Genomic DNA, 22161 nt, shown 5'->3' with positions numbered 1-22161 from the left:
CGCACGGGGAAGGGCGGACGGACGGAATCGAGGCGAGCGTCAGTCGCCTTCGTCGAGACGGCTGACCGCGAACACCAGCGCCTCGCACTGCGGGTCTTCCGTGCGGAAGAATGCCAGCCAGCGTGCCATGCCGGCGCCGTCCATGGGTGCGGTCAGCGGCGGCAGGTCGCCGGGCAACTGCGCGATCGCCGCGAGCAGCGACGGCACGTCGGCACGGGCGAAGGCGGCATCGACGCGGGCGGCTGGCAGCGGCTTCGCATAGGCGCGCGCGAGGAAGCTGCCGATGTCCAGCGGGCCGTCGGGCAGCTCGTCCAGCTCGGCCATGGCCTGCTTCGCGGCGGCGTCCTCTTCGCGAGATTGCCGCTCCAGCCGGTCGATCTCCTCGTCCGACATCGCCGGTGCGGCGAAGTTGAAGACGGTCAGCGCCGCCAGTTCCGGATCGGCCTCGATGCGGTCGGCCAGCTCGTTCATCGCGATGCGCGACTGCTCCTCGCGTTGTTCCTCGGTCAGCCCGTCGTCCGCGGGTGGCGGGGCATGCGCCATGCTGTCGCGAATCTCGTCCATCATCTGCTGCATCGCCAGCATCGGCAGGGCGTTGGCATGCAGCAGCAACCAGGAAAACTCGCGGCGATCCATCGCGGTCACAGCGCCGAGGCCGAAATCAGCAGGCTGCCGGCAATCAGCAGCGGCGCCGGCCGCAGCAGCGAGGCGGCGCGCTGCAGGGCCGCGATGCCGACCTGGTTGATGCGGGACGTCATCGCCTGCAGGATCGCGCGGATCACCGTGTCGGTGAGTGCCGCCTCGTTGGCCACGTGGATCTCGGCCCAGCGGGCGGCCAGACGCAGTAGGTACTTCAGGCGCTCGCCCACTTCGCCCAGCAACTTCACGCCGTCGCAGATGACGGCAGCGAGCACGTCGACGCCGGTCACCGCGTCGTAGAAACCGCGTGCCGCCGCGCGCAGCACGTCCTCGAACAGGGTCAGCAGGGCGGCCAGCGTGCTGAGGGTGAGCTTCTTGAACCAGCTCATGCTGGAATCAGCCATCAGCGCCTGCGCCAGCTTGCTGTTGGAGTGGTCGCAGGCGGCGGCCAGGCCACGCACTGCGCTCCAGTTGTCAGCGAGGCGCAGGCTTCTCGCATACGCCTCCATGTCGTGGTTGTCCATCGAGATGCTGGCGTTCGGCGAGTTCAGCGTGAAGTTGTTCGGATCGGTATACGGCGCCAGCACATGCTTGTAGGGGTAGGTGGCGATCATCGTGATCGGATCGCGGTTGTGTGCGGTGCGGAAGATGTTTTCCTTGCCGATGCGCCGCTCGAACGCCTGGTGCGCGTCGCGATAGCCTACGCGTGGACTGCCAAACGTGTACAGCCGCACGGGACGGTTCAGCGCGGCGTAGTGACCGGCGATCAGGGTCGCGATGGCGCCGCCCAGGCTGTGGCCGATGCAATGGATGACGTCGGCTGCCAGGATCGCGCCCTGTTCGCGCTGCAGCTGCGGCAGGATGCTGCCGAATGCGTTGGCAAAACCCTTGTGTACCCGGCCGAAGTCGCCGAAACCGGTATGTGCGAAGCGGAAATCCGTGCCGATGTCATACCAGCCCAGTTCGGGACGGGTGCCGCGAACGGCGATGACTGCGTGGCGCTGCCCGCCACGCTCGAAATGCAGCACATAGCCGAAACCCGAGGCCGTGTTCCAGCCGGTGGTGCCGCTGAAGATCTGGCCCAGTTGCGCGCCGGGGAAACTCTTGCCGACCGAACTGTTGGTCTTGAAGACACCCTTGGTGTCACCCGAGCCGAGTACCAGATCCTGCACCTTGCCGCGTGATTCCACGCCGGCCGTGGGTTGCTTCAGTGACCAGTCCTTCAGCGCGAAATAGGCATTGAGGGCAATGTTGGCTGCCTCTTTCGGTGCCAGTGCAAAATCCGCCATGTTCCCCCTCCTTGAGTCTGGTGATTCGTTGCGTGGAAAGTGATGCGATCAGAGCACGGAAGAAAGATCCAGTGACCAGATCATGCCATCCGGTTGCTTGTCGTTGCGCCGATCGTAGGTGTGCAGCCACAGGGTCTTGTCGATGACGATCCAGTCGACCACATTGCCATCGTCGAGGCCGAGCTTGACGACTTCCAGGCCTTGCGGATGGCGCGGCGAGAACACCAGGATGTGATCGTATTTGCGCACGTAGACCTCGGCGCGCAGGCGCAGCTGATCCGTGCAGTAGAGCAGCAACGCATGGTCTGGCCCGACATCACGGGTAGCCAACAGGTTGTCGACGGTGCCCGACAAACCGTCATAGGTGGCGTCGGAAACTTTGCGGGCCTGATGGGTTTGCCGGTCGTAGACGACGATCGATTGGAGCGCACGGCCTTTGGAATCCGCATAGGCCAGCCCCAGTGCCAGTAGCGGGCCGGGCAGACAGCCCACATTGACCGCGCTGGCGGTGATCCAGCTGCCCTGCGCAGGATCGAGCTGGACGGGAATGTTGCGCACGAAGGTCGGCGTGGTGTCGGAGGCCAGTTCCCAGAACTGCGGCAGCCGTACCTCGCTGGCGCCATTGACGACAGCCAGCGCCGGCAAGCCCGGCCGGCTCGCGACGCGGAACGCGTCATGGACCGAACCGGTGAAATCAGGGGATACGAACCGTGCATCCGGCGGCGTGCCGTCCACGCGCGCCTCGGTGCAGCCGTTGCCATTCGCGACCTCGGTCTTGTGCGGGAATGTCGTCTCCCGCTTGAGCGTCGCGTGCAGCTCGGGCGCCACCGTCGAGGGCAGCGCCTCGGCTTTCTTCTTGAAGAGTCCGAACATTCCTGTACTCCCGCCGTCGCCGGCCATGTCGGGTTGGCAGCCTGTGACCAGCAGGCAGACGACCAGCACCTTGCCCAGGGTTCGCCAGCTTCGCCCGGGCACTGCCCGTGCCGACGCAGGCGGTGACGTCATCGCCTGCGGGCGATGGGTGGAGTCGATCTTCGAGGGATCAGGCCGTGGACGCATCTCGCCTCCCTGCGGTGGGTACTGGCGGCTGTTCCGCGGAAGATTAGCACGGGTGCGCGTCCTGCCAAGGCAGCCGGTCGGGGCGGCGCGGACAGGCGGATTTTTCGACGCGGGGCGGCGCTTGCGGCATCATCGGCTGCCCGCATTTCCGCTCGCGAAGCCCGGCGAGGCCAGCCTGATGATGACGAACCTGCTTGACCGACCGGCATGGTCCAGCCTGACCTCGGTCCACGCGCCGCTGTCGATCGGCGATGAACTGGCGCGCCGTTACCAGCCGCAGGTCAATCGTTTTGCCTCCGCCCGTGACGACAGCCCGGCCGCGCTGGCGGCGCTGGCGGCACTGCTGCAGCCCGCGGAGCAGGTGTTCATCCTGCAGGTGCCGGAGATCGCGATTCCCGCCGGGCTGGTGCCGGTCAAGCTGGCCCGCGGCGTGCAGATGGTGGCGCCGTCGCCGGTGGCGCCGCCACCGCCAGGCGAGGACATCCTCGCGCTGCATGACGAGGATGCCGACGAGATGCTGGCGCTGGCGACCCTGACCGAGCCCGGTCCGTTCCTGCGCCAGACCCACCGCATGGGCAGTTTCTTCGGCATCCGCGTCGATGGCCGGCTGGTGGCGATGGCGGGCGAGCGTTTCCGTTTCGCCGGTTGCACCGAGCTCAGCGGCGTGTGCACGCATCCCGATTTTCGCGGCCACGGTTTTGCCGGGCGATTGTCCCGGCATGTCGCCGCAGCCATCGCGGCGCGTGGCGAAACAGCCTTCCTGCATGCGTGGAAGAACAACGTGGCGGCGATCTCGCTGTACCGGACGCTGGGCTTCACGCTGCGCTGCGAGGTCAACGTGGCGGTGCTGGAGCGCCGGGACGGCTGATCGGTTTGTGCCACCGGTTGAAGGATGCTAGCCTTTTTTTCGGCGCCCACGCGCGCCGATACCACCTGCTCCCGCAGAGGGAGCCACCACATGCAAAGGATTGCCCATGCGCACTCTCCGTTCTTCGGCTTCCGTCGCCGTTTCCGTCTTCGCGCTCGCTGCCGCGCTGTCGATCGCCGCACCGGCGGCGCACGCCCAGGCCGGTTCGATCCCCGATCGGATCGAGGCCACCTACGCGCTGACCAAGCCCACCGCCGACCTCACCGAGATCGTCAAGCCCGGCGCCGTGCTGGTGCTGAACAAGGACGACCTGTTCATGTGCGCGATCAGTTCGGCGATCCCGTCCTACAACACCTACAAGGGCGGCAAGATCCGCCAGAGCTTCCTCAACAAGATGAAGTTCTTCACCGCCAGCGGCAACCAGCCGACCGTGCCCACGCGCATGTTCGTGGCCGGCGAGAAGGTGCTGCTGACGGGCGTGGAAATGAAGGACGACGGCGTGCAGCTTTCGCTGCTCAGCGAAATGATCAACGGCCATCACTACAAGGCTTTCCTGGTGCTGCCGTTCGCCAAGGGCAGCACCCCGGCGGCCGACGAAGTGATGCAGACCCTGGCGCAGGTGCTGTCGGTGCAGCCGGCCAGCCATGAGGAGCCGGTGGCCGCGTCGTCCTCGCGCACGCTGGCCATCGGGCAGAGCAGGACGCAGGTGCTGGCCATCCTCGGCCAGCCGACCACGGTGGTGCAGCTCGGCGGCGGCAAGGAGATCGACTATTTCCCGACGATGAAGGTGACCTTCATCGGTGGCCGCGTTTCCGACGTGCAGTAAAGGCAACGCATCCCTGCGTGCTTCGAGCATTCTGCGGCGTTGAAGCCGCCACGCGATCGCGCCAGCGCCGGCGGACGGATCGAACGCATCGATCCGTCCGCCGGCCTGCCTTGCCTCACGGCATCTGCGGCAGTTCCTGCGGGCGCAGGTCGAACACCAGTACCTCGGCGTTGTCGCCGGCGTCCAGCCGCAAGCTGCGCGCATGGCGCAGGCGCACGCCGTCACCGGCCTCAAGCTTCACGCCGTCCAGCTCGATGCTGCCGCGGGCCACGTGCACGTAGGCATGGCGGTCGCCGTCCAGGGTCAGCGTGGCGCTTTCATCGCCATCGAACAGGCCGGCGTACACCGAGGCGTCCTGCTGGATGCGCAGCGACCCGTCGCGCCCGTCGGGCGAGATGATCAGGCGCAGGCGGCCACGCTTGTCCGCGTCGGAGAAATGACGCTGCTGGTAGACCGGCGCGCCACCGGCCTTCTCCGGCACGATCCAGATCTGCAGGAAGTGCACCGGCGCCTCGTCGGAGCCGTTGAACTCGCTGTGTGTCACGCCGCTGCCGGCGCTCATCAGCTGCACGTCGCCCGGCCTGATCGCCGAGCCGGTGCCCATGCTGTCGCTGTGCGCCAAGGCGCCTTCCAGCACGTAGGAAAAGATCTCCATGTCGCGATGCGGATGCTTGCCGAAGCCCTGGCCCGGGGCCACCCGGTCCTCGTTGATCACGCGCAGGTCGGAGAAGCCGATCTGGCCGGGGTCCATGTAGCTGGCGAAGGAGAAGGTGTGGCGGGAATTCAGCCAGCCGTGGTCGGCGACGCCGCGATCGGCAGCCTTGCGTACTTGCATCATGGTGTTCTCTCCTCGTTGAGGGGGCGCAGCTTCTGCTGCATCTGAAGCGGAATGTTAGAGTCGCCACATGCTTCAATAAAGACGGTGAGTTGCTTAATACTGTCAACCGGAGAGCGACAATGAACCAGCTGGAGGACATGCGCATCTTTGCCGAAGCGGTGGAGGCGCAAAGCTTTACCGCGGCGGCCGAGCGGCTGGGGCTGTCCAAGCAGTTCGTCAGCAAGCGCATCGCCGCCCTGGAGAAACGGCTGGGCGCCCGGCTGCTGCTGCGCTCGACCCGGCAGCTGCGTGCCACCGACCTGGGCCTGGCCTACCACGAGCGCGTCCGGCGCATCCTGGAGGAGGTCGATGCCGCCGAGCAGCTGATCACCAGCCAGACCGCCGCGCCCCGCGGCCTGTTGCGGCTCAGCGCGCCGATGTCGTTCGCCACCCTGCATCTGGGTGCGCTGATTCCCGCCTTCATGCAGCGCCATCCCGAGGTCACGGTGGAGCTGGAACTCAACGACCGCACCGTCGACCTGATCGGCGAGGGCTATGACATGGCGGTGCGCATCGGCACGCTGGCCGACTCCAGCCTGATCGCGCGGGCGATCACCACGGTGCAGTTGATCACCTGCGCCAGCCCCGACTATCTGGCACGGCGCGGCACGCCGTCCGCGCCCGATGAACTGGCGGCGCATGCCTGCCTGATCTACGGTCATGCGTCGCGGACGGAATGGGCGTATCGCGTGGGCGAGCGGCTGCGCAAGGTGTCGGTAAGCGGGCCGATGCGCGCCAACAATGGCGAGATGCTGCGTGACGCCGCGATCGCCGGGCTGGGCATCACCAGCCTGCCGGACTTCATCGTGGTCGACGCGTTGGCCGATGGACGCCTGCGCGCCGTGCTGGAGGCGTTCCGGCCCGACGGGTTCACCGTGCACGCGGTGTATCCGCAGCATCGCCAGTCCTCGCTGCTGGTGCGCGCGTTCAGCGACTTCCTGGTGGAACAGTTCGGCGCGGCGGCGCCGCGGCCGTCATGACCGCAGTTCGCGTCGCAGCACCTTGCCTACCGCGGTCTTGGGCAGGCTGTCGCGAAATTCGACCTGCTTTGGTTGCTTGTAGGCGGCGAGATGCCGGCGGCAATGGGCGCGCAGCTCTTCCTCGCTGAGCGCCGGGTCCTTGCGCACCACCACCAGCCGCACGGCTTCGCCGGTCTTCTCGTCCGGCATGCCGACCACGCCGGCCTCGAGCACGCCCGGATGCATGCCGACCACGTCTTCCACTTCGTTGGGAAACACGTTGAAGCCCGACACCAGGATCATGTCCTTGCGCCGATCGAGCAGGAAGTAATAGCCGTTCTCGTCGACGCGGGCGATGTCCCCGGTACGGAACCAGCCGCCCTCGAAAAAGGCCTCGCGCGTTTCACCCGGCTGCTGCCAGTACCCGGTGGTGACCTGCGGGCCACGCACGCACAGTTCTCCGGCTTCCGCCTCGGCCACCACGCGACCGTCGCTGTCGCGCAGGGTGATTTCCACCTCGGCCAGCGGCAGGCCGATCGAGCCGACCGGGTTGTCCGCGTCCCAGCGATTGAAGGTGATCGCGGCGCTGGTTTCGGACAGCCCATAGCCCTCGACCACCGCCATTCCGGTCAGCGCCTTCCAGCGTTCGGCGGTGCCGCTGCGCAGCGCCGTGCCGCCCTGCAGGCACAGCTTGAGCCCGGACAGGTCGAGCCTGGCGAAGTCGGGCGAGTTGAGCAGGGCGTCGTACAGCGTGTTGACGCCGGCAAAGGCGGCCGGCCGGACCCTGGCAAACGTGGCCACCAGGCCGGGAATGTCGCGCGGGTTGGTGACCAGCACCGAATGGAATCCGTGCGCCATGTTGTACAGCGCGTTGCTGTAGGCCGCGATGTGATACATCGGCAGGCAGACGATCACCGCGTCGGTGGCCGGGTCGAGCCGGTGTCCCAGCCATTGTTCGGCGGATGCCACGTTGGCGATCAGGGCCGAGTGGGACAGCACGGCGCCCTTGGACAGGCCGGTGGTGCCGCCGGTGTATTGCAGTTGCGCGGTGTCGGTCGTGCTGGCGCGTGACTGCACGGCCGGCAGCCGCTGCCCTGCGGACAGCGCGCGGGGCCAGCGGATGGCGCCATCGATATGGAACGGCGGGATCATCTTCCGGACATGCTTGAGCACTGCGTCGACCAGCAGTGATTTCGGCCACGGCAGCATGTCGCCCACGCGGGTGGTGACGACGTGCCGGACCGTGGTGCCTTCCAGTGCCTCGGCTGCCACGGCGCCGAAGTTGTCCAGCACGATCAGCGCGGCCGCGGCCGAATCGACCAGTTGGTGATGCAGTTCGCGCGCGGTGTACAGCGGGTTCACCAGCACCGCGACCAGGTCGGCGCGCAAGACTCCCAGCACGGCCACCGGGAACTGCAGCAGGTTGGGCAGCATGATCGCCACACGTTCGCCGCTGGCCAGTCCCAGGCCTTCGCGCAGATGACTGGCGAGCAGGCCGCTCAGGCGATCGACCTCGCCGAAACTCAAGCTGTGCCCGAGGTTGCTGAAGGCCGGACGCCCGGCGTGGCGCCGGCATGCGTCGACAAGCATCTGCGGCAGGGTCTGGCCGCTGTCGAAGGCGGCGCTGGCGACGTTGGGGAAATCGGCCCGGCTCAGCGCCGAGGGCACATGCTTGCCGAATGGTTTGAGCACTTCAGCGTCCCCCGCCCTGATTGCCGATGCCGCATTCCCCCGCTGCCGATACCTTACGATGGTCCTGTCGTTTGTCACAGGGCCGCCATCTCGCCCGTCGCCCGTGCCGTCAGCAGGGCAGGCCGTAGCAGACCCGGGCGCGCTTGCCGATGGAAGACGACTGCGCCGGTGCAGCCTGGTAGGCGCGGGGCGGTCGGTACATCGGATACAGCGAGCGCTCCTCGCGGGTGAAGCGATGCCGGAGCAGGTCCTCGATCAGGGCCAGTTCGTCGAGAAACTCGTCCCGTTTTTCCTCGCTGATGCCGACTTCCTGGCAACGGGTGAGGAAGCGCGTGGTCTGGCGCGAGATCTCGCCGGTCTCCCGGCGCATGTTGCGCATGAATTCCAGGCCCTCCGGGTTCGACTTCAGGCAACAGCCCAGATAGGTATACAGGCGCAGGTTCTTGTCCAGCAGATGCTCGTTGAACAGCAGGCGGAACCGGTGCAGACACCTTTCCGCCTCGTCGAATTTCGACTCCCGCGCCGCGCTGCCGCCGAGCGCCAGCAGATCCAGCAAGCTGACCGCGTGGTCGCACAGGCGCCCGACGAGCCGACTGTCGTAGTGGAGCTGGGTGCCGGGGGCGACCTGCTGTTCCGCGAGCTGATCTTCCAGCGACACCTCGGATCTTGCACCCTGCTGTTTTCTTCCGAAGAAATTCATGGTCTGGTCTCCCTGCTTGATTGCGCTGGTGCCGTTCCACCCGACCCTGTCGCCCCGGGTCATCAGCAAGCCCCGGACGATGCAAGACGCCAAACCCCGGCTCCTTCCGACCGCCTTCCGCTGCCGCCGGCGGCGGTGCCTGCATGAGTGGCGAAGCAGAATGTGTGCCATCTGGCGCCAAGTGGCGAAGCCCGCGCCGGCAGGCCACCGGATCTGCTGCGACGGGGCCGGCGGCGTGCGGCCCGGCGGCAGCCGGCGGGCAGGTCGGGACGATTTGTGACACTGGGTGGCAGGTGCGCGGCGCCGCCGGCAGAACAGTGGTGATAGTTTTGTCCATCCACCTGCCTGCCGGAGTTCCCCCATGTCCGTTCCCACCTCCACCTGGTCACGTCCCCGGCGCACGCTGACCGCGCTCGCCACCGCCGTGATGCTGGCCCTGGCCGCCACGGCCGTGCCGGCGCAAACGATCGGCGCGGACCAGGTGCCGACGCCGCAGGACACCCCGTATCCGGGCACCATCGCGCTGCATGTCGATGCCAGCGACACGGTGCAGGGCATCTTCCGGGTACGCGAGACGATTCCCGTCGCGGCCGGTCCGCTGACCCTGCTGTATCCGCAGTGGATTCCCGGCGACCATTCCCCAAGCGGTCCGATCGCCATGCTGGCCGGGCTCAGGATCACCGCCGACGGCAAGCCGGTGCCGTGGAAGCGCGACAAGTACAACGTGTTCGCGTTCCATCTCGACGTGCCGGCCGGCGTGACCCGCCTGGAAGTGGCGTTCGAATACATGTCCCCGCGCGACGGCGGTTTCGAGATCACCGACCGCATGATGGACATGGAATGGAGCAAGATGTCGCTGTATCCGGCCGGACATTTCTCGCGCGCGATCACCTTCGCCCCCAGCGTGACGCTGGCACCCGGCTGGCGGATGGGCACGGCGCTGGAGACGGCCTCGCAGTCGGGTGACACCACCACCTTCAAGCCGGTGACGTTCAACAACCTGGTCGATTCGCCGATCTATGCGGGGCAGTATTTCAAGCGGGTCGACCTCAACCCGGGTGGCGCCGCACCGGTGCACCTGGACATCGTCGCCGATGCGCCGAAGTACCTGGAAATGTCGCCCGAGCAGCTCAGGGCGCATCGCGCCCTGGTCACCCAGGCGGTGAGCCTGTTCGGCTCGCATCACTACGACCACTACGACTTCCTGTTCTCGCTGTCCGACGTGCTCGGCGGCAACGGCACCGAGCATCACCAGTCCAGCGAGAACGGCCTGGGCGCCGACTACTTCACCGCCTGGGACAGCAATGCGCCGGAGCGTGACCTGCTGGCGCACGAGTACGCCCATTCGTGGAATGGCAAGTTCCGCCGCCCGGCTGACCTGTGGACGCCGAACTTCAACGTGCCGATGGGCGACTCGCTGCTGTGGGTCTACGAAGGGCAGACCCAATACTGGGGTTACGTGCTCACCGCGCGTTCGGGCATGTGGACGGCGCAGCAGTTCCGCGACGGGCTGGCGATGGTCGCCGCGAACTACGATCGCAACCGCCCCGGCTTCCAGTGGCGCACGCTGGAAGACACCACCAACGACGCCACCGCGGCGCATCGTTCCAGCCTGCCGTATCGCAGCTGGCAGATGAGCGAGGACTACTACAGCGGCGGCCAGATGCTGTGGCTGGCGGTGGATGCGCGGATTCGCTCGCTCACCCGCGACGGCAAGTCGCTGGATGATTTCGCCCATGCGTTCTTCGGCGTCGACAACGGCAGCTACGTGACCCGGCCCTACACCTTCGACGACGTGGTGGCGACCTTGAACGGCGTGGTGAAGGACGACTGGGCGAGCTTCCTACACGCTCGGGTCGACACGCTGAATCCGCTGCTGGCTGGCGGCCTCGAAGCCACCGGCTGGAAGCTGGTCTACACCGACCAGCCCACGGCATTCGAAAAGCAGTACAACTCGCGGCCCGAGCCCGCGCGTCACCTGTACAACTTCGCCTGGTCGATCGGCCTGACCATGAACGACAGGGGCGAGGTCAACGACGTGCGCTGGAACGGCCCGGCGTTCAAGGCCGGCGTCAGCACCGGCGCCACGCTGGAAGCGGTGAACGGCCAGGCCTATTCGAAAGAGGTGCTGAAGGAAGCGATCGCCGCGGCGAAAGGCGGCAAGGCACCGATCCAGCTGCTGCTGAAATACCAGGGCGGCTACCGCACCGTACCGGTGGACTACCACGACGGCCTGCAGTACCCGCACCTGCAGCGCATCGAGGGCACGCCGGATTACCTGAGCCAGATCATCGCGGCGCGGAAGTAGGCCAGGTTCGCGCGGGACGAAGTTCCTGCTTCGTTCCGCGCCAGCCAGTCATCAGTCCGGCATCACATGCCGCTGGTGCCGGCACTCTCGATCGCCTTCACCGCCTTGAGCGTCTCTTCGACGTGCTTGTTGGGGCTGAGGTCGGAGTAGACGTAGGTGATCTTGCCGGACGGCGCGATCACGTACGAGGTGCGGTCGGACCAGCCCGGGCGCATCAGCAAGGTGGCGTCGTATTGTTTGGCGATCTTCGCGCCCGCATCGGCGGCGACCGGGAACTTGCCGCCGCAGTGTTCGGTTTCCTTCGAGAACGCGGCCAGCTGGTCGAGGTTGCCGGCGGTGACACCGATCACCGTGGCGTGCTCGGCCTTGAACTTGTCGATCGCCTCGGAAAACAGATGCGCCTCGACGTTGCAGCCGGAGGTGTGCGGCGCGGGGAAGAAGTACACCACCACCGGGCCTTTCTTCAGTGCATCGGCCAGATCGAAGGTGAACGGCTGGCCGGCCAGGTAGGCGGGTGCGCTGAATTCCGGTGCCTGCGTGCCGGCTTTCAGGGCGGCGAACGCCGGCATCGCGACCGTGGCACCGCCAAGCAGGGCAAGCGTGGCGAATTTCATCATTGGCTTCATGGGGGACTCCGGGGTGGGGGCGGGACGCCAATGTACCTGTATACGCCGGAACGCGGCGAGTGGATGTCCGCTCGGCGGATTCAGCCGTGCTTCGCACCCCGGATGCCGGCGTCGCCGGCGTCCCCGTGGTCGGCATGGACCCGGTTGCGACCGGCGCGTTTGGCGCGGTACAGCGCGGCGTCCGCTTCCATGCACAGGCGCAGCAACTGGTAGCCGGAGTTGTCGGTGGAGGCCAGTCCGACGCTGGCGGAGATGGCCACGGTCGCATCGCCATTGTCCAGTGGCGCCGCGGCAATGGCGATGCGAATCCGGTTGGCGATGGCCACGCCCTGGTCGTACGGACAGTCGTGCAGCAGGATGCCGAACTCCTCGCCGCCCAGTCGGCCAAACAGGTCGCCGGGTCGAAGGTGTTGCTGGCAGATCGCCACGGCGTGCCTCAGCACGGCGTCACCCGTCGCGTGCCCGTGGGTGTCGTTGACCTGCTTGAAGTGGTCGAGGTCGATGGACACCAGGCAGGCGTCACCGGGTTTCCTCTGCAGCGTGGAAAGCAGCCGTTCGGCCTCGCTGATGAAATGCTGGTGATTCAGGATGCCGGTAAGGCTGTCGCGGCGCGCCATCCACTTGAAGCGCAGCTGCGAGCGCTTGAGCCGGAACAGCCAAAGCATGATGAAGGCAAGCGTCAACAGCAGCAGGGCGATGTACAACCGGCCGGTTTCCACCGCCCGGGTGTCGAGTGCCTGCTGCATGCGCAAGGCATCGTTCTGGCGGCCCAGTTCGGCGGTCCGGAGCTGCTCCGCCAATACCCGTTGCTGCACCATCTGGTAAGCCAGCGCGCGGGCGCTGACCTCGTCGAGATAGCCCTTGTCCTGGGCGGCGTAGTGCTCGTAGTAGGCCAGCGCGGTGGCCGCATCGCCGCGCTGCTTCGCCACGCGGTAGAGCACTTCGTAGCCGTCCCGCAGCGTCTCGTTGACCTCGTCAGGGCTGGCCATGGCCACGGCAGCGGCCGCGTAGTCATGGGCGTGGCGGGCATCACCCAGTTTCCAATAGGCCCGACCCAGCATGACGCCGGCCGATTCCATGTGCGGGTGATACTGATTGGCGGTGATGCCCGGAGCGATCCGTTGCAGCAGGGCCAGGGCCTTGCCGGGCTGGCCTTCGTCCAGGTGGAGGTTGGCCAGCACCAGCCACATGGTCTCGGCGAATACCGGCTGTCCGGCAGCGGTGCAGGTATCCGCCGCCTGGGGCAGCAGCGGGCTGGTCGAGGTGAGCTTCTGGCTGTTGAAGAGCGCCGTTACCTGCATCGAGCGCGAGGCGCACAGGCTTTCCCCGGCGGGCGGCGAGTCCTCCATCTGGCGGGCATAGTCCAGCGCCAGTTCGTACTGGCCGGCCGCGCCGAAGACCTGGGAGAGATTGGCCAGGACGATGAAACGCGCCAGTTTGTCCTGGATGTGCGGCAAGTCCAGCACCAGTCGGTGGGCCAGCATGAACGCGGCCTGGTAGCGGCGGTTGATGCTGAAGTCATCCATCAGCCGCGCGGAGGCCTTGGCCACCAGCGCCGGATCGCCGGCGTGGTCGATGATGTCCTGCAACGAGGCATCGGCGGTGGCGTAGTCGCCGTCGTAGGCGGCCTGCCAGGCGTCGAGGTAGCGCAGCTGCCACCGCTCCGCGGCGCCCAGGCTGTCGACCTGCCGGTGGAGTTGCTGCAGCCTCTGCACGAAGCGCGGGTGGTCCTTCGTGCGCAGCGCTTCGACCTGGTCGATGCGCGATATGTCCGGGATGGCCGCATGCACGGGATGGCCGGGCAGGCAGGTCGCCGCAGCGGCCAGCATGGCCAGCCGACGCAGTCCACGGAGTGATTCACGCATGCGATCCGGGCCCGGCCAGATGGCGTTCGCGCGTTCCGCTCAGCACGGTCGCGCCGCCCGGGTTGCGTCGGTCATGTTCATGGGCTGTCCCCCCCTTTGCAGGCAGCCCCGGAATCATAGGCCAGTTGCGCGATGCTGTCCGCCACTACCCGGCGCCGGTCGCTGCCATTCGCGGAGGTTCTAGAATGGCCGGGCTTTCGCCCATCGCGGCACCATCGCGATGCGGTTCCTTCCTCATCTTTCCGTCCGGTGCGGGCGTCGCTCGCCGGGCCATCGGGAGTGTCATGCGTTCGACCATCTGCCTGCGTCTGCTGTGCCTCGTGTCGTGCTGGGCGGTAGCCTGGCCCTTGCCGGCCAGCGAAACGCCCTCGGTCGGCCAGCAGCGCGAAGACGTGCTGTTCTGGAGCCAGGCCGAACACACGGCGCGCTTCTCGCGCATGTACGAAATCTTTCCCGCCGACCGCGTGGATCACGGCGCGCACGTGCATGCCTTGCCGCAGGGCGCCGCACTGACGCCGCAGTGGAACGACGGCTCGACCACACTGACCGGCTACATGACGACGCACCATCTGGCCGGCGTGCTGGTGCTGCAGCATGGCCGCATCCGCCTGCAGCGCCATGCGCCGGGTTTCGATGACAGCACGCGCTGGACCTCGTTCTCGGTGGCCAAGTCGGTCACCTCGACCCTGCTGAGCATCGCCTTGCGCCGGGGCGACATCCGCGGCATGGATGACACGCTGGACACCTACATCCCCCAACTGCGCGACAGCGCCTATGCCAAGGTCACCGTGGAGCAGCTGCTGACGATGACCTCGGGCGTGCGCTGGAACGAGGATTATGCCGACCCGCATTCCGACGTGGCGCAGATGTATCGCGCCGCCTGCGAGAACGGCCAGGCGCACGTGATCTCGTACCTGGCCAAACTGCCGCGCGCGTATCCGGCCGGCACGCACTGGAACTACAACACCGCCGAGACCGACCTGCTCGGCATCCTGGTCCAGCGTGCCACCAAGCAGTCGCTGGCGGCGTATCTGTCGCAGGCGATCTGGAAGCCCTACGGCATGGCCTCCGACGCGTACTGGCTGAAGGACGAATGCGACGGCAGCGACACCGGCGGCAGCGGCTTGTCCGCCACGCTGGCCGACTACGGCCGGATCGGCCAGTTCATGCTCGATGGCGGCAAGATCGGCGGCCAGCCGGTGATCGCCGAGGCATGGATGCATGGCGCCATGCGCAAGCAGCAGGACGTGGACAGTCCCGGCCATGGCTACGGCTACCTGTGGTGGACCGACACCGACGGCAGCTATGCGGCAATCGGCATCTACGGCCAGATGGTCTACGTCGATCCGGCACGCCAGCTGGTCATCGTGCAGGTCGGCGCGTGGCCGCAGGCGACCTCGAAGGAGCTGGTCGCCGCGCGTCGCGACTTCGTCGATGCGGTGAAGCGCGCCGTCGACGGCGGAACCCCGCACTGACGTTTCAGCGTCGGGTGGCCAGCACCCCGTCCAGCGCGAGCTCGGCCCTGAAGCCGGCTTTTTCCAGCCGCTTCTGCACTTCGCGGGGCACGTCGCGGCCGCTGGTCAGCCGGTTCGGGCTGCCGGTGTAATGGAACAGTCGACCGCCACGACGCAGCACGCGCGCCAGCTGGTCGTAGAACGCCTGCGAATACAGCTCGCCGGCGATGCCGAAGCGCGGCGGATCGTGCAGCAGCGCGTCCACCGAGGCGTCGGCGATCTGCGTGATCGCCTGCGATACGTCGGCATGGGTCAGTTGCAGGCGGCCGCCGCTGGCGGGCGATTCCGGATCGGGCGACCACGGGTTCAGCGTGCGCAGCCACAGCACGTCGGCGTTCTTCTCGAACGAGTGGATGCGCGCCACGCCCGCTGCCAGGCAGCACGCCGCGAAATAGCCGAGCCCGCCGCAGGTATCCAGCACCACCTTGCCGCGCGGTTCGACCAGGGCCACCTTGCGGCGGGCGTCGTCGAACGGTGATTCCTTCGACGTCGGCAGCATCTTGATGCCGTCGATCTCGAACGTGGGCGCACCCCATTCGGTGGGCACCAGCTTGATCAGCGAGTTGGCGTAGCGCGCCACCGGGGCGAACTCGTCGCCGTCCCAGTGATAAATCGTGCGGTCCTTCAGCCGTGCCGGATACGGATAACGCAGGCCGCCGCGTTGCCAGGCATCGGGCTCCAGCGCGACCGCCTCGCTGCTGACGCCCAGGTCCAGCGAGCCAGCCCATTCATCGGCGCCGGCGTTGCGTGCCGCCAGCAGGGCTTCGGCAAGCTGGCGCGTGAGCAGGGGGCCGGAATAGTGCGACACGATGGACGATCTCCTTGGGCGAGGACAGCGCGCGGAACGGGGCGAAGGGGCGGCATCGTAACCCGGTGGCGAACACGGCGACCACGCGAACCGCACAGGCCGCGGCCGGCAGCACGCCCGGACTCGCTCACGAAACAGCCGCCTCTCAGCGCGACGAAGCAGCGATCTGCGAGGGACTCACGCCCAGCAGGCGGCGCATGCAGCGGGCCATGTGGCCGGGATGGGCGAAGCCGGCTTCCAGCGCGATGTCGGTCAGGCTGGCGCCGCCTTCGAGCAGCCGCGTTCGCGCGCGCTCCACGCGCCGTTCCATCACGAAGCGATGGGCCGGCATGCCCACCGCCTGGCGGAACAGCGGCTTGAAGTGCGACAGGCTGAAGCCCGCCACGCCGGCCAGCTCGGCGAGCGTGAGGTCCTGGTCGAGATTCGCCTCGATGTACTCGATCACGTGGCGCAGCCGCCACGCCGGCAGCGCGCGGCCCGGGGATGGAACCGGGCTGCGCGATTGCAGGGCGAGCAGACGCGCCGCCAGCGCCGCGGCGAGGCTGTCGGCGAACAGGCGGCCACCCGGATAGGCGTCGTGATCCTCGGCCTGCATCATCCAGCCGATCCGTTCGACCTGGGGATCGCGGATGTGGATCGACGGCGCCAGCCCGGCGTCCTGCGATGCCAGCCCCATCGCGTCGGCGGTATCCCCCAGCAGTGCCGGGGTCAGCCGCAGCAGCAGCGATCGCGCGGGCCGCGTCAGCGTCCAGCGCGTGCTCGAACCGGCGGGGACGACGCAGAACTGGCCATGGATGCGCGTGCCGCGCCGTTCGTGCCGGCCCATGCGGTAACTGACCGGCACCGGGTCGCCCAGATGCAGGCAGAGCACGTGGCGATCGTCCAGCGGCGAATCGAACCGGCCCGACGGCACCGGCGAGGTGAGCACATCGAGCAGCGGCATGCGGTTCGGGCCGCTGCCCGACAGCAGCGGTGTCGGTGGCGCGGGATAGCAGGCGGGGCGATCGCTCATCGGCGCATCCTCGCGACGGCGCGGGGTGGTGCACAAGTGCCGAAAATCATCCTTCCGTGTCCGCCAGCGGCCGTTTGTGCGCGCCCGGTCCGCGGCGAGGCGTCAGCATGTCCCCGGCGCAGCGGCGCATGGCAAGGAGATCGAAATGAAGCGCAGGCAATTCCTGCAGTTGACCGGGGCGGCGTTGGCCGGCGGTGTCGCCGGTGTGTGCATGGCGCGAACGGACATCGTCCGGCGCGCCACGGCTGTGGCGATGCCGCCGACCGACGCGTCGGCGTTCGGCAAGGCGCGGCGTTTCGCCGAACTGCCCTGTGGCCGCATCGCCTACGTCGAGCGTGGCGCGGGCGAGGCGGCGCTGTTCCTGCACGGCGCGCCGTTGAACGGTTTTCAATGGCGCGGCGCGCTCGATCGGCTGTCCGCCCATCGGCGCTGCATCGCGCCGGACTTCATGGGGCTGGGCTATTCGCAGGTTCCCGCGGGGCAGTCGCTGGCGGCCGATGCCCAGGCCGGCATGCTCGCCGCGCTGCTCGATGCGCTGGCGGTCGGCAAGGTCGACATCGTGGCCAGCGACAGCGGCGGCGCGGTGGCCCAGCTGTTCCTGGTTCGTCATCCCGAGCGCTTGCGCAGCCTGCTGCTGACGAACTGCGATGTCGAACCGGACAGTCCGCCGGCCGGGGTGATGCCGGCGATCGGGATGGCGCGCGCGGGCACGCTGGCCGAGGCCACGGCCCGATGGCTCACCGACAAGGCGCTGGCGCGCTCGACGTTCGGCGCGGCCGTCTATCGTGATCCGGCCCGCCTTGCCGACGAGACCATCGAGTATTACGTCACGCCGCTGGTGAGTTCGCCGCTGCGCCGGGCGCAGTACGAGGCGTTCCACATCGCGCTGGCGCCCAATCCGCTGGCCGGCATCGAGGCCGCGCTCAGGCGCAGTGCGGTACCGGTGCGCATCGTCTGGGGCGCCGCCGACCAGGTCTTCGCGCTGGCGGATGCCGAGTATCTGGACCACACCTTCCCGCAGTCGCGCGGCGTGCGCCGCGTGCCGGACGCAAAGCTGTTCTTTCCCGAAGAGTTCCCCGACCTCGTCGCCGAAGAGGCGCGGCGCCTGTGGGGCATCGGCTGATGGAAAGGCTTCCCGCCTGCTGCCCGTCCCGCCCAAGCCGATGGAGTCTGCGTAGCGTGCGATCGATCATCCTGTTGTCCGCCTTGATGTCCGGCCTGTGCCTGGGCCAGCCTGCCGCTGCCGCGCCGTCACCCGATGACACCAGCAGGATCGACCACGTGCTGTTGTGGGGGCGCAGCATCGACCAGGTCAGCGCGGTGATGACCGTCAAGCTGGGTTTCCAGGTCCGGCCAGGGCGCAATCCCGACGGCGTGGCCAATCGCTATGTGCGGATGTCCGATGGAAGCTATGTCGAGCTGGAGGGCATCACCCGGCCGGACGCGCGGATGGACCCGGGCATGCGCGCGGATCAGTTCGCGCTGCGTGGTGGCCCGGGCGCCCGCACCTTCGGCTTGCGTTCGTCGACGCTCGATCGGGAGCGCCTGTCGCTGCGCCAGCGCGGCTTCGCCCCGACGGAGATTTTCTCGGCAGCGCCGAATGATCCCGATGGCGACGGCCCCGCGGCGCCACCGCGCTGGCGGCTGTTCGCGTTCGAGCGCCAGCCGCTCTCGAGCAACCTGTTCTTCATCGACTACGCCGCGGGCAGACCCACGCCGACCCGCGTCGCCGACGCGCGGAGCGCGCGCGTGCATCCCAATGGCGCGCGCGAGCTGTCCGCGATCTGGCTGCTTTCGTCGAACGCCGAGACGGACCAGCGGCAACTGGCCGCGATGGGTTTTGCCGACGCCACGCCGGTGAGCGTGGCCCAGGTGGGCGCGCGCGGGTATTGCGTGCCGATCGATCGCAAGCGCGTTCTGGTGTTGCAGCCGGATGGCGCGGGGATCGCTGCCGATGCGCTGCGCAGCGGTGGCCCGCAAGTGCTCGCGATCAGCGTGGCCGTGGCGGACATCGCGAGCGCAAGGCGGCAGGTCGAACGCGGATACGAAAAGCCGCTGGCCGGCTATCGCGGCTTGCTGGGGCCGTCCTTTCTGGCACCGACGCGGGAGGATCTCGGGCTGCTGGTCGAATTCCACGCAGGCTTCGGCGTCGCCGCAACCTCGCCCTGCGGCGGCTGATGCCGCGGGGGCATGGCCGTCCTGTCGATCCGGCCGCGCTTCGTTCGTCGCCATGCCAGGAGCGCGGTTTGCCGCGCGACCGCAGCCTTCCCACAGGAGATGACGATGCGATTCCTTTCGATGATCCGGATCAACGAGAACAGCGGGCAGCGGCCCAGCGAGCAGCTGATGGCCGACATGGGCAAGCTGATGGCGGAAATGACCGCGGCCGGCAGCCTGCTGGATACGGCAGGCCTGCGGCCCACGGCGGAAGGCGTGCGCGTGCGCCTGTCGCAGGGCCGGCAGACCACCACGGACGGTCCGTTCGCCGAAACCAAGGAAGTGATCGGCGGCTACGCGCTGCTGCAGGCCGATTCGATGGAGCAGGCGCTGGCGCTGACCCGGCGCTTCCTCGACGTGCACGGCAGCGACTGGGAAATCGAGTGCGAGGTGCGCCAGGTCGACGAGGAGTGCGCACCGCAGCGGTGAGCCGGTGCGGCCGCCGGGGACCCGCGGCGGCCAGGGATCGCCGGGCCGGTTCAGGCCCGGCGATCTTGTCGCCCTGATCAGTCCGCCTTGACCAGTTCCACGCGGCGGTTTTTCGCCCGTCCTTCCTCGCTGCGGTTGTCGGCGACCGGGCGTTCCTGGCCGAAGCCGGCGGCGCCGAGTCGCTCGGCTGGCACGCCGGCCTGCACGATGGCGTCCATCACGCTGTTCGCGCGGGCTTCGGACAGCGCCTTGTTGGAGGCGGCGTCGCCCACGTTGTCGGTATGGCCTTCCACCCGGAGCTTCAGCGCGGGCGAAGCCTTCATCATCATCGCGACCTGCTGCATGGTGGCCAGGTCGTCGGGTTTCAGCACCGCCTTGCCGGTGTCGAAGTTCACGTGGAGGGTGATGAAGCCGTTCTTGTCGAGTTCGTCGCGCAGCTGGTTGGCGGTCACCGCCTGCGCCATCGCCGCCACTTCGGTGACCACCAGCAGGTAATCCTGGGTGGGCGCACCGTAGATGTCCGGCACCAGCTTGACCCACACGTCTTTGCCGCCGGTGTGCACCTTCAGCGTGGTCTCGCCGCCATCGCCCTCGCTGGGCAGGCGTTCGTAGACCACCTCGCCACCGATCTGCCTGATCGCGTTCTGGTAGTTGCGGATGATCTGCAGCGGGCTGGCCTGGGTCTCGGGACTGCCGTAGAAGTAGCGCAGGCTGGTGGTGTCGCCTTCCACGGTTTGCGTGGTGGGGTTGTCGCCCTTGCCGACCTTGAACTCGGTGGCGTTATAGGCCTTGCTGTATTCGCTGATGTACGAACCCGGATAGCGGGTGAGCAGGGGGTGATCCTTCGAACCGGCGATATCGTCGCCGGCGAGCGCAAGCAGGGGCAGGGCAAGGCTGAGCGCGAACATGAAGACACGGACGATCCGATTCATGGCGGGCACCGGCAGTGGCAGGTGGCGGCATGATGCGCCCGATCGGCCGGCCAGGGGAAGCCGGGCGAAAGGCGGCATCAGGCCGTGTCGGCGTGCTCCGGTCGGCTGCGCGCGGCCTGGTCCAGGCAGTCGCGCAATTGCCGCAACGCAGGCAGCAACTGATCGGGTTCGCGCAGCGCCTTGCGCGCCGCGCCGATGCTTCGGCGCACCTCGACCGGCGGCGCTGCGCCTTGTTCCAGCAGGGCGATGGCCGGGTCGATGCAGGCGTGCAGGGCATCGATCCAGTCTGCGGGCTTCGCCGCCTCGCCTCGGCGCATGGCCCATCGGCTGGCCCTGAACGCCGGGGCGATCTGTGCGACCTGCGTCCACGCCGCCAGCACGTCGCCTCGCGTCCGCGCCGGCGTGGCCGGATCGAAGGCATCGCCGAGCATGGCCAGTGCATCGGCGATGCGCCGGCGCAGCACGTTGCGCGAACGCACCGGGTAGACCAGCCAGGCGGCGGCCACGCCGATCAACGCGCCGATCACGATCTCCTGCAGGCGCAGCCCCAGGTCATGGCTGGCCGAGCGGCCTTCGAAACCCTGCAGCAAGGCCAGCGCCAGGGTGACGAACAGCGCCCACCAGGCGTAGCCGAGCGGACGCAGCCAGATGCCGAAGAACACCGCGGCGAGGATCAGCGCGACGGTGGCGCCATCGTGGCTGCCCAGGTGCACGCTGAAGCCCAGCGCCAGCATTGTGCCGAACGCGGCGCCGAGCACTCGCAGCACGCTCTTGTACGCCACATCCAGCCGTCCGCGGTTGCCGCTGTTGACGATGAAGGCGGTCAGCACGATCCACGCCCAGCGCTGCGCGAAGAAGGTGTAGCCGACGACGAACGACAGCGCCAGCGCCACGGCCATCTGGATGGCCATGCGCGTGCTCGCGATCGGCCGCAGCGAGCTCTCGTGCGCGGGCGCAACGGCGATTCCGGTGGTGGTCGCTGCCTGCGCGGGCGGCAGCACGCGCAGCCGCCGCGCCAGCGCGTGGAAGGCCGCCACCCAGACCAGCGCCAGCAGCGCCACGACGATCGGCACCAGTGCCGCCATCAGCGGTCCCAGTCGCTGGCTCGGTACATGCGGCGTGGTCAGGATCACCACGAACGGCAGCGCGATCAGCGAGCCGGCGCGGCGCGTCATCGGGCCAAACCGGCGCAGCCAGATCGACACGAACATGCCGGCCACGAAGACGAGGGCGCCCAGCCACGGCGCATGCAGCAGCAACATGCCCACCGCAGTCGCCAGCAGGCCGACGATCGGCAGTGCCACCGCCGCTTCCAGTCGGCCGCGCAGGTCGCGATCCAGATGGCTGCGCGCGAACGACAGGCACAACACCACGGCCAGCACCGCGGGGCCGGGCTCGGCATCGATCGCCATGGCGCAGCCCAGGGTGGCCAGCATCGCCAGCATGGTCACGACCGCCTCCCTTCCGGCACGACCGAGCGCGGAGGTGGTGGCGTCGAAGGCGTTGCGGGCCGTGGTCGGCGTGTAGTCGGTGGGCGTCAT

General features: G+C 68.0%; 20 protein-coding genes. 8 read left to right on the top strand and 12 right to left on the bottom strand.

Annotated features, from left to right (window positions below; all coding sequences use genetic code 11):
* Positions 1–39 precede the first annotated feature (39 nt).
* From ABNK63_RS10440 to ABNK63_RS10430, 3 genes are read right to left on the bottom strand one after another with little or no spacing between them, the layout of a single operon-like run.
* On the bottom strand, positions 40–636 hold the full coding sequence (locus ABNK63_RS10440; protein WP_157581883.1) for a hypothetical protein: 597 nt from the start codon (positions 634–636) through the stop codon (positions 40–42).
* Between the two features lie 5 nt (positions 637–641).
* Complete coding sequence (locus ABNK63_RS10435) at positions 642–1928, bottom strand: lipase family protein (protein WP_007805986.1); 1287 nt, start codon at positions 1926–1928, stop codon at positions 642–644.
* Between the two features lie 48 nt (positions 1929–1976).
* Entirely contained in the window at positions 1977–2987 is a 1011-nt protein-coding gene (locus ABNK63_RS10430) for a hypothetical protein (RefSeq protein WP_162098636.1), read from the bottom strand.
* Between the two features lie 181 nt (positions 2988–3168).
* On the opposite strand from ABNK63_RS10430, the gene ABNK63_RS10425 reads away from it, so the two are divergent.
* Both ABNK63_RS10425 and ABNK63_RS10420 read left to right on the top strand, forming a co-directional pair.
* Positions 3169–3855 (top strand): GNAT family N-acetyltransferase, encoded by a 687-nt coding sequence (locus ABNK63_RS10425; RefSeq protein WP_040672890.1) that lies wholly within the window; start codon positions 3169–3171, stop codon positions 3853–3855.
* Between the two features lie 106 nt (positions 3856–3961).
* Entirely contained in the window at positions 3962–4681 is a 720-nt protein-coding gene (locus ABNK63_RS10420; RefSeq protein WP_007805981.1) for a hypothetical protein, read from the top strand.
* Positions 4682–4796: 115 nt separating this feature from the next.
* On the opposite strand, the gene ABNK63_RS10415 is transcribed toward ABNK63_RS10420, so the two are convergent.
* Positions 4797–5519 (bottom strand): pirin family protein, encoded by a 723-nt coding sequence (locus ABNK63_RS10415; protein WP_350015564.1) that lies wholly within the window; start codon positions 5517–5519, stop codon positions 4797–4799.
* 119 nt (positions 5520–5638) lie between these two features.
* Between ABNK63_RS10415 and ABNK63_RS10410 the strand changes: the two genes are divergently transcribed.
* Positions 5639–6538 carry a LysR family transcriptional regulator gene (locus tag ABNK63_RS10410; protein ID WP_350015563.1) on the top strand — a complete coding sequence of 300 codons (900 nt, stop codon included), beginning with the start codon at positions 5639–5641 and terminating at the stop codon, positions 6536–6538.
* Here the strand turns inward: ABNK63_RS10410 and ABNK63_RS10405 are convergent.
* Together ABNK63_RS10405 and ABNK63_RS10400 are read right to left on the bottom strand one after the other, a co-directional pair.
* Positions 6533–8209, bottom strand: coding sequence for an AMP-binding protein (locus ABNK63_RS10405; RefSeq protein ID WP_350015562.1), 1677 nt, complete (start codon positions 8207–8209; stop codon positions 6533–6535). The genes ABNK63_RS10410 and ABNK63_RS10405 overlap by 6 nt on opposite strands.
* 109 nt (positions 8210–8318) lie before the next feature.
* Positions 8319–8909 carry a hemerythrin domain-containing protein gene (locus ABNK63_RS10400; RefSeq protein ID WP_162098635.1) on the bottom strand — a complete coding sequence of 197 codons (591 nt, stop codon included), beginning with the start codon at positions 8907–8909 and terminating at the stop codon, positions 8319–8321.
* A 361-nt stretch (positions 8910–9270) separates the two neighbouring features.
* On the opposite strand from ABNK63_RS10400, the gene ABNK63_RS10395 reads away from it, so the two are divergent.
* Positions 9271–11217: a peptidase M61 gene (locus ABNK63_RS10395; RefSeq protein ID WP_350015561.1), complete on the top strand. Its 1947-nt coding sequence runs from the start codon at positions 9271–9273 to the stop codon at positions 11215–11217.
* Between the two features lie 62 nt (positions 11218–11279).
* Here ABNK63_RS10395 and ABNK63_RS10390 read toward each other — a convergent pair whose 3' ends face one another.
* Both ABNK63_RS10390 and ABNK63_RS10385 read right to left on the bottom strand, forming a co-directional pair.
* A complete protein-coding gene (locus ABNK63_RS10390) occupies positions 11280–11843 on the bottom strand; it encodes a peroxiredoxin (RefSeq protein ID WP_350015560.1) in 564 nt (187 codons plus the stop codon).
* A gap of 80 nt (positions 11844–11923) precedes the next feature.
* Positions 11924–13708, bottom strand: a complete 1785-nt coding sequence (locus tag ABNK63_RS10385; RefSeq protein ID WP_350015559.1) for a GGDEF domain-containing protein — start codon at positions 13706–13708, stop codon at positions 11924–11926.
* Positions 13709–13992: 284 nt separating this feature from the next.
* On the opposite strand from ABNK63_RS10385, the gene ABNK63_RS10380 reads away from it, so the two are divergent.
* Positions 13993–15183: a serine hydrolase gene (locus ABNK63_RS10380; protein ID WP_350015558.1), complete on the top strand. Its 1191-nt coding sequence runs from the start codon at positions 13993–13995 to the stop codon at positions 15181–15183.
* A 4-nt stretch (positions 15184–15187) separates the two neighbouring features.
* Here ABNK63_RS10380 and ABNK63_RS10375 read toward each other — a convergent pair whose 3' ends face one another.
* Both ABNK63_RS10375 and ABNK63_RS10370 read right to left on the bottom strand, forming a co-directional pair.
* Positions 15188–16030 (bottom strand): MnmC family methyltransferase, encoded by an 843-nt coding sequence (locus tag ABNK63_RS10375; protein WP_350015557.1) that lies wholly within the window; start codon positions 16028–16030, stop codon positions 15188–15190.
* A 145-nt stretch (positions 16031–16175) separates the two neighbouring features.
* The gene (locus ABNK63_RS10370; RefSeq protein WP_350015556.1) at positions 16176–17042 is read right to left on the bottom strand and encodes an AraC family transcriptional regulator; all 867 of its coding nucleotides are present in this window, start codon (positions 17040–17042) and stop codon (positions 16176–16178) included.
* Between the two features lie 145 nt (positions 17043–17187).
* On the opposite strand from ABNK63_RS10370, the gene ABNK63_RS10365 reads away from it, so the two are divergent.
* From ABNK63_RS10365 to ABNK63_RS10355, 3 genes are all read left to right on the top strand, one after another.
* Positions 17188–18165 carry an alpha/beta hydrolase gene (locus tag ABNK63_RS10365; protein WP_350015555.1) on the top strand — a complete coding sequence of 326 codons (978 nt, stop codon included), beginning with the start codon at positions 17188–17190 and terminating at the stop codon, positions 18163–18165.
* A 56-nt stretch (positions 18166–18221) separates the two neighbouring features.
* Positions 18222–19220 (top strand): VOC family protein, encoded by a 999-nt coding sequence (locus tag ABNK63_RS10360; protein WP_350015554.1) that lies wholly within the window; start codon positions 18222–18224, stop codon positions 19218–19220.
* A gap of 105 nt (positions 19221–19325) precedes the next feature.
* Positions 19326–19688, top strand: coding sequence for a YciI family protein (locus ABNK63_RS10355; RefSeq protein WP_007805944.1), 363 nt, complete (start codon positions 19326–19328; stop codon positions 19686–19688).
* 77 nt (positions 19689–19765) lie between these two features.
* Here the strand turns inward: ABNK63_RS10355 and ABNK63_RS10350 are convergent, their stop codons facing one another.
* Both ABNK63_RS10350 and ABNK63_RS10345 read right to left on the bottom strand, forming a co-directional pair.
* Positions 19766–20620, bottom strand: a complete 855-nt coding sequence (locus ABNK63_RS10350; RefSeq protein ID WP_350015553.1) for an OmpA family protein — start codon at positions 20618–20620, stop codon at positions 19766–19768.
* Between the two features lie 77 nt (positions 20621–20697).
* Complete coding sequence (locus tag ABNK63_RS10345; protein ID WP_007805940.1) at positions 20698–22161, bottom strand: FUSC family protein; 1464 nt, start codon at positions 22159–22161, stop codon at positions 20698–20700.

It is taken from the genome of Rhodanobacter sp. IGA1.0, from assembly GCF_040208325.1.
GTDB lineage: Bacteria > Pseudomonadota > Gammaproteobacteria > Xanthomonadales > Rhodanobacteraceae > Rhodanobacter > Rhodanobacter spathiphylli.
Note: the sequence above shows the minus strand (reverse complement) of the source record. Positions and strands in the feature narration are given on the sequence as shown.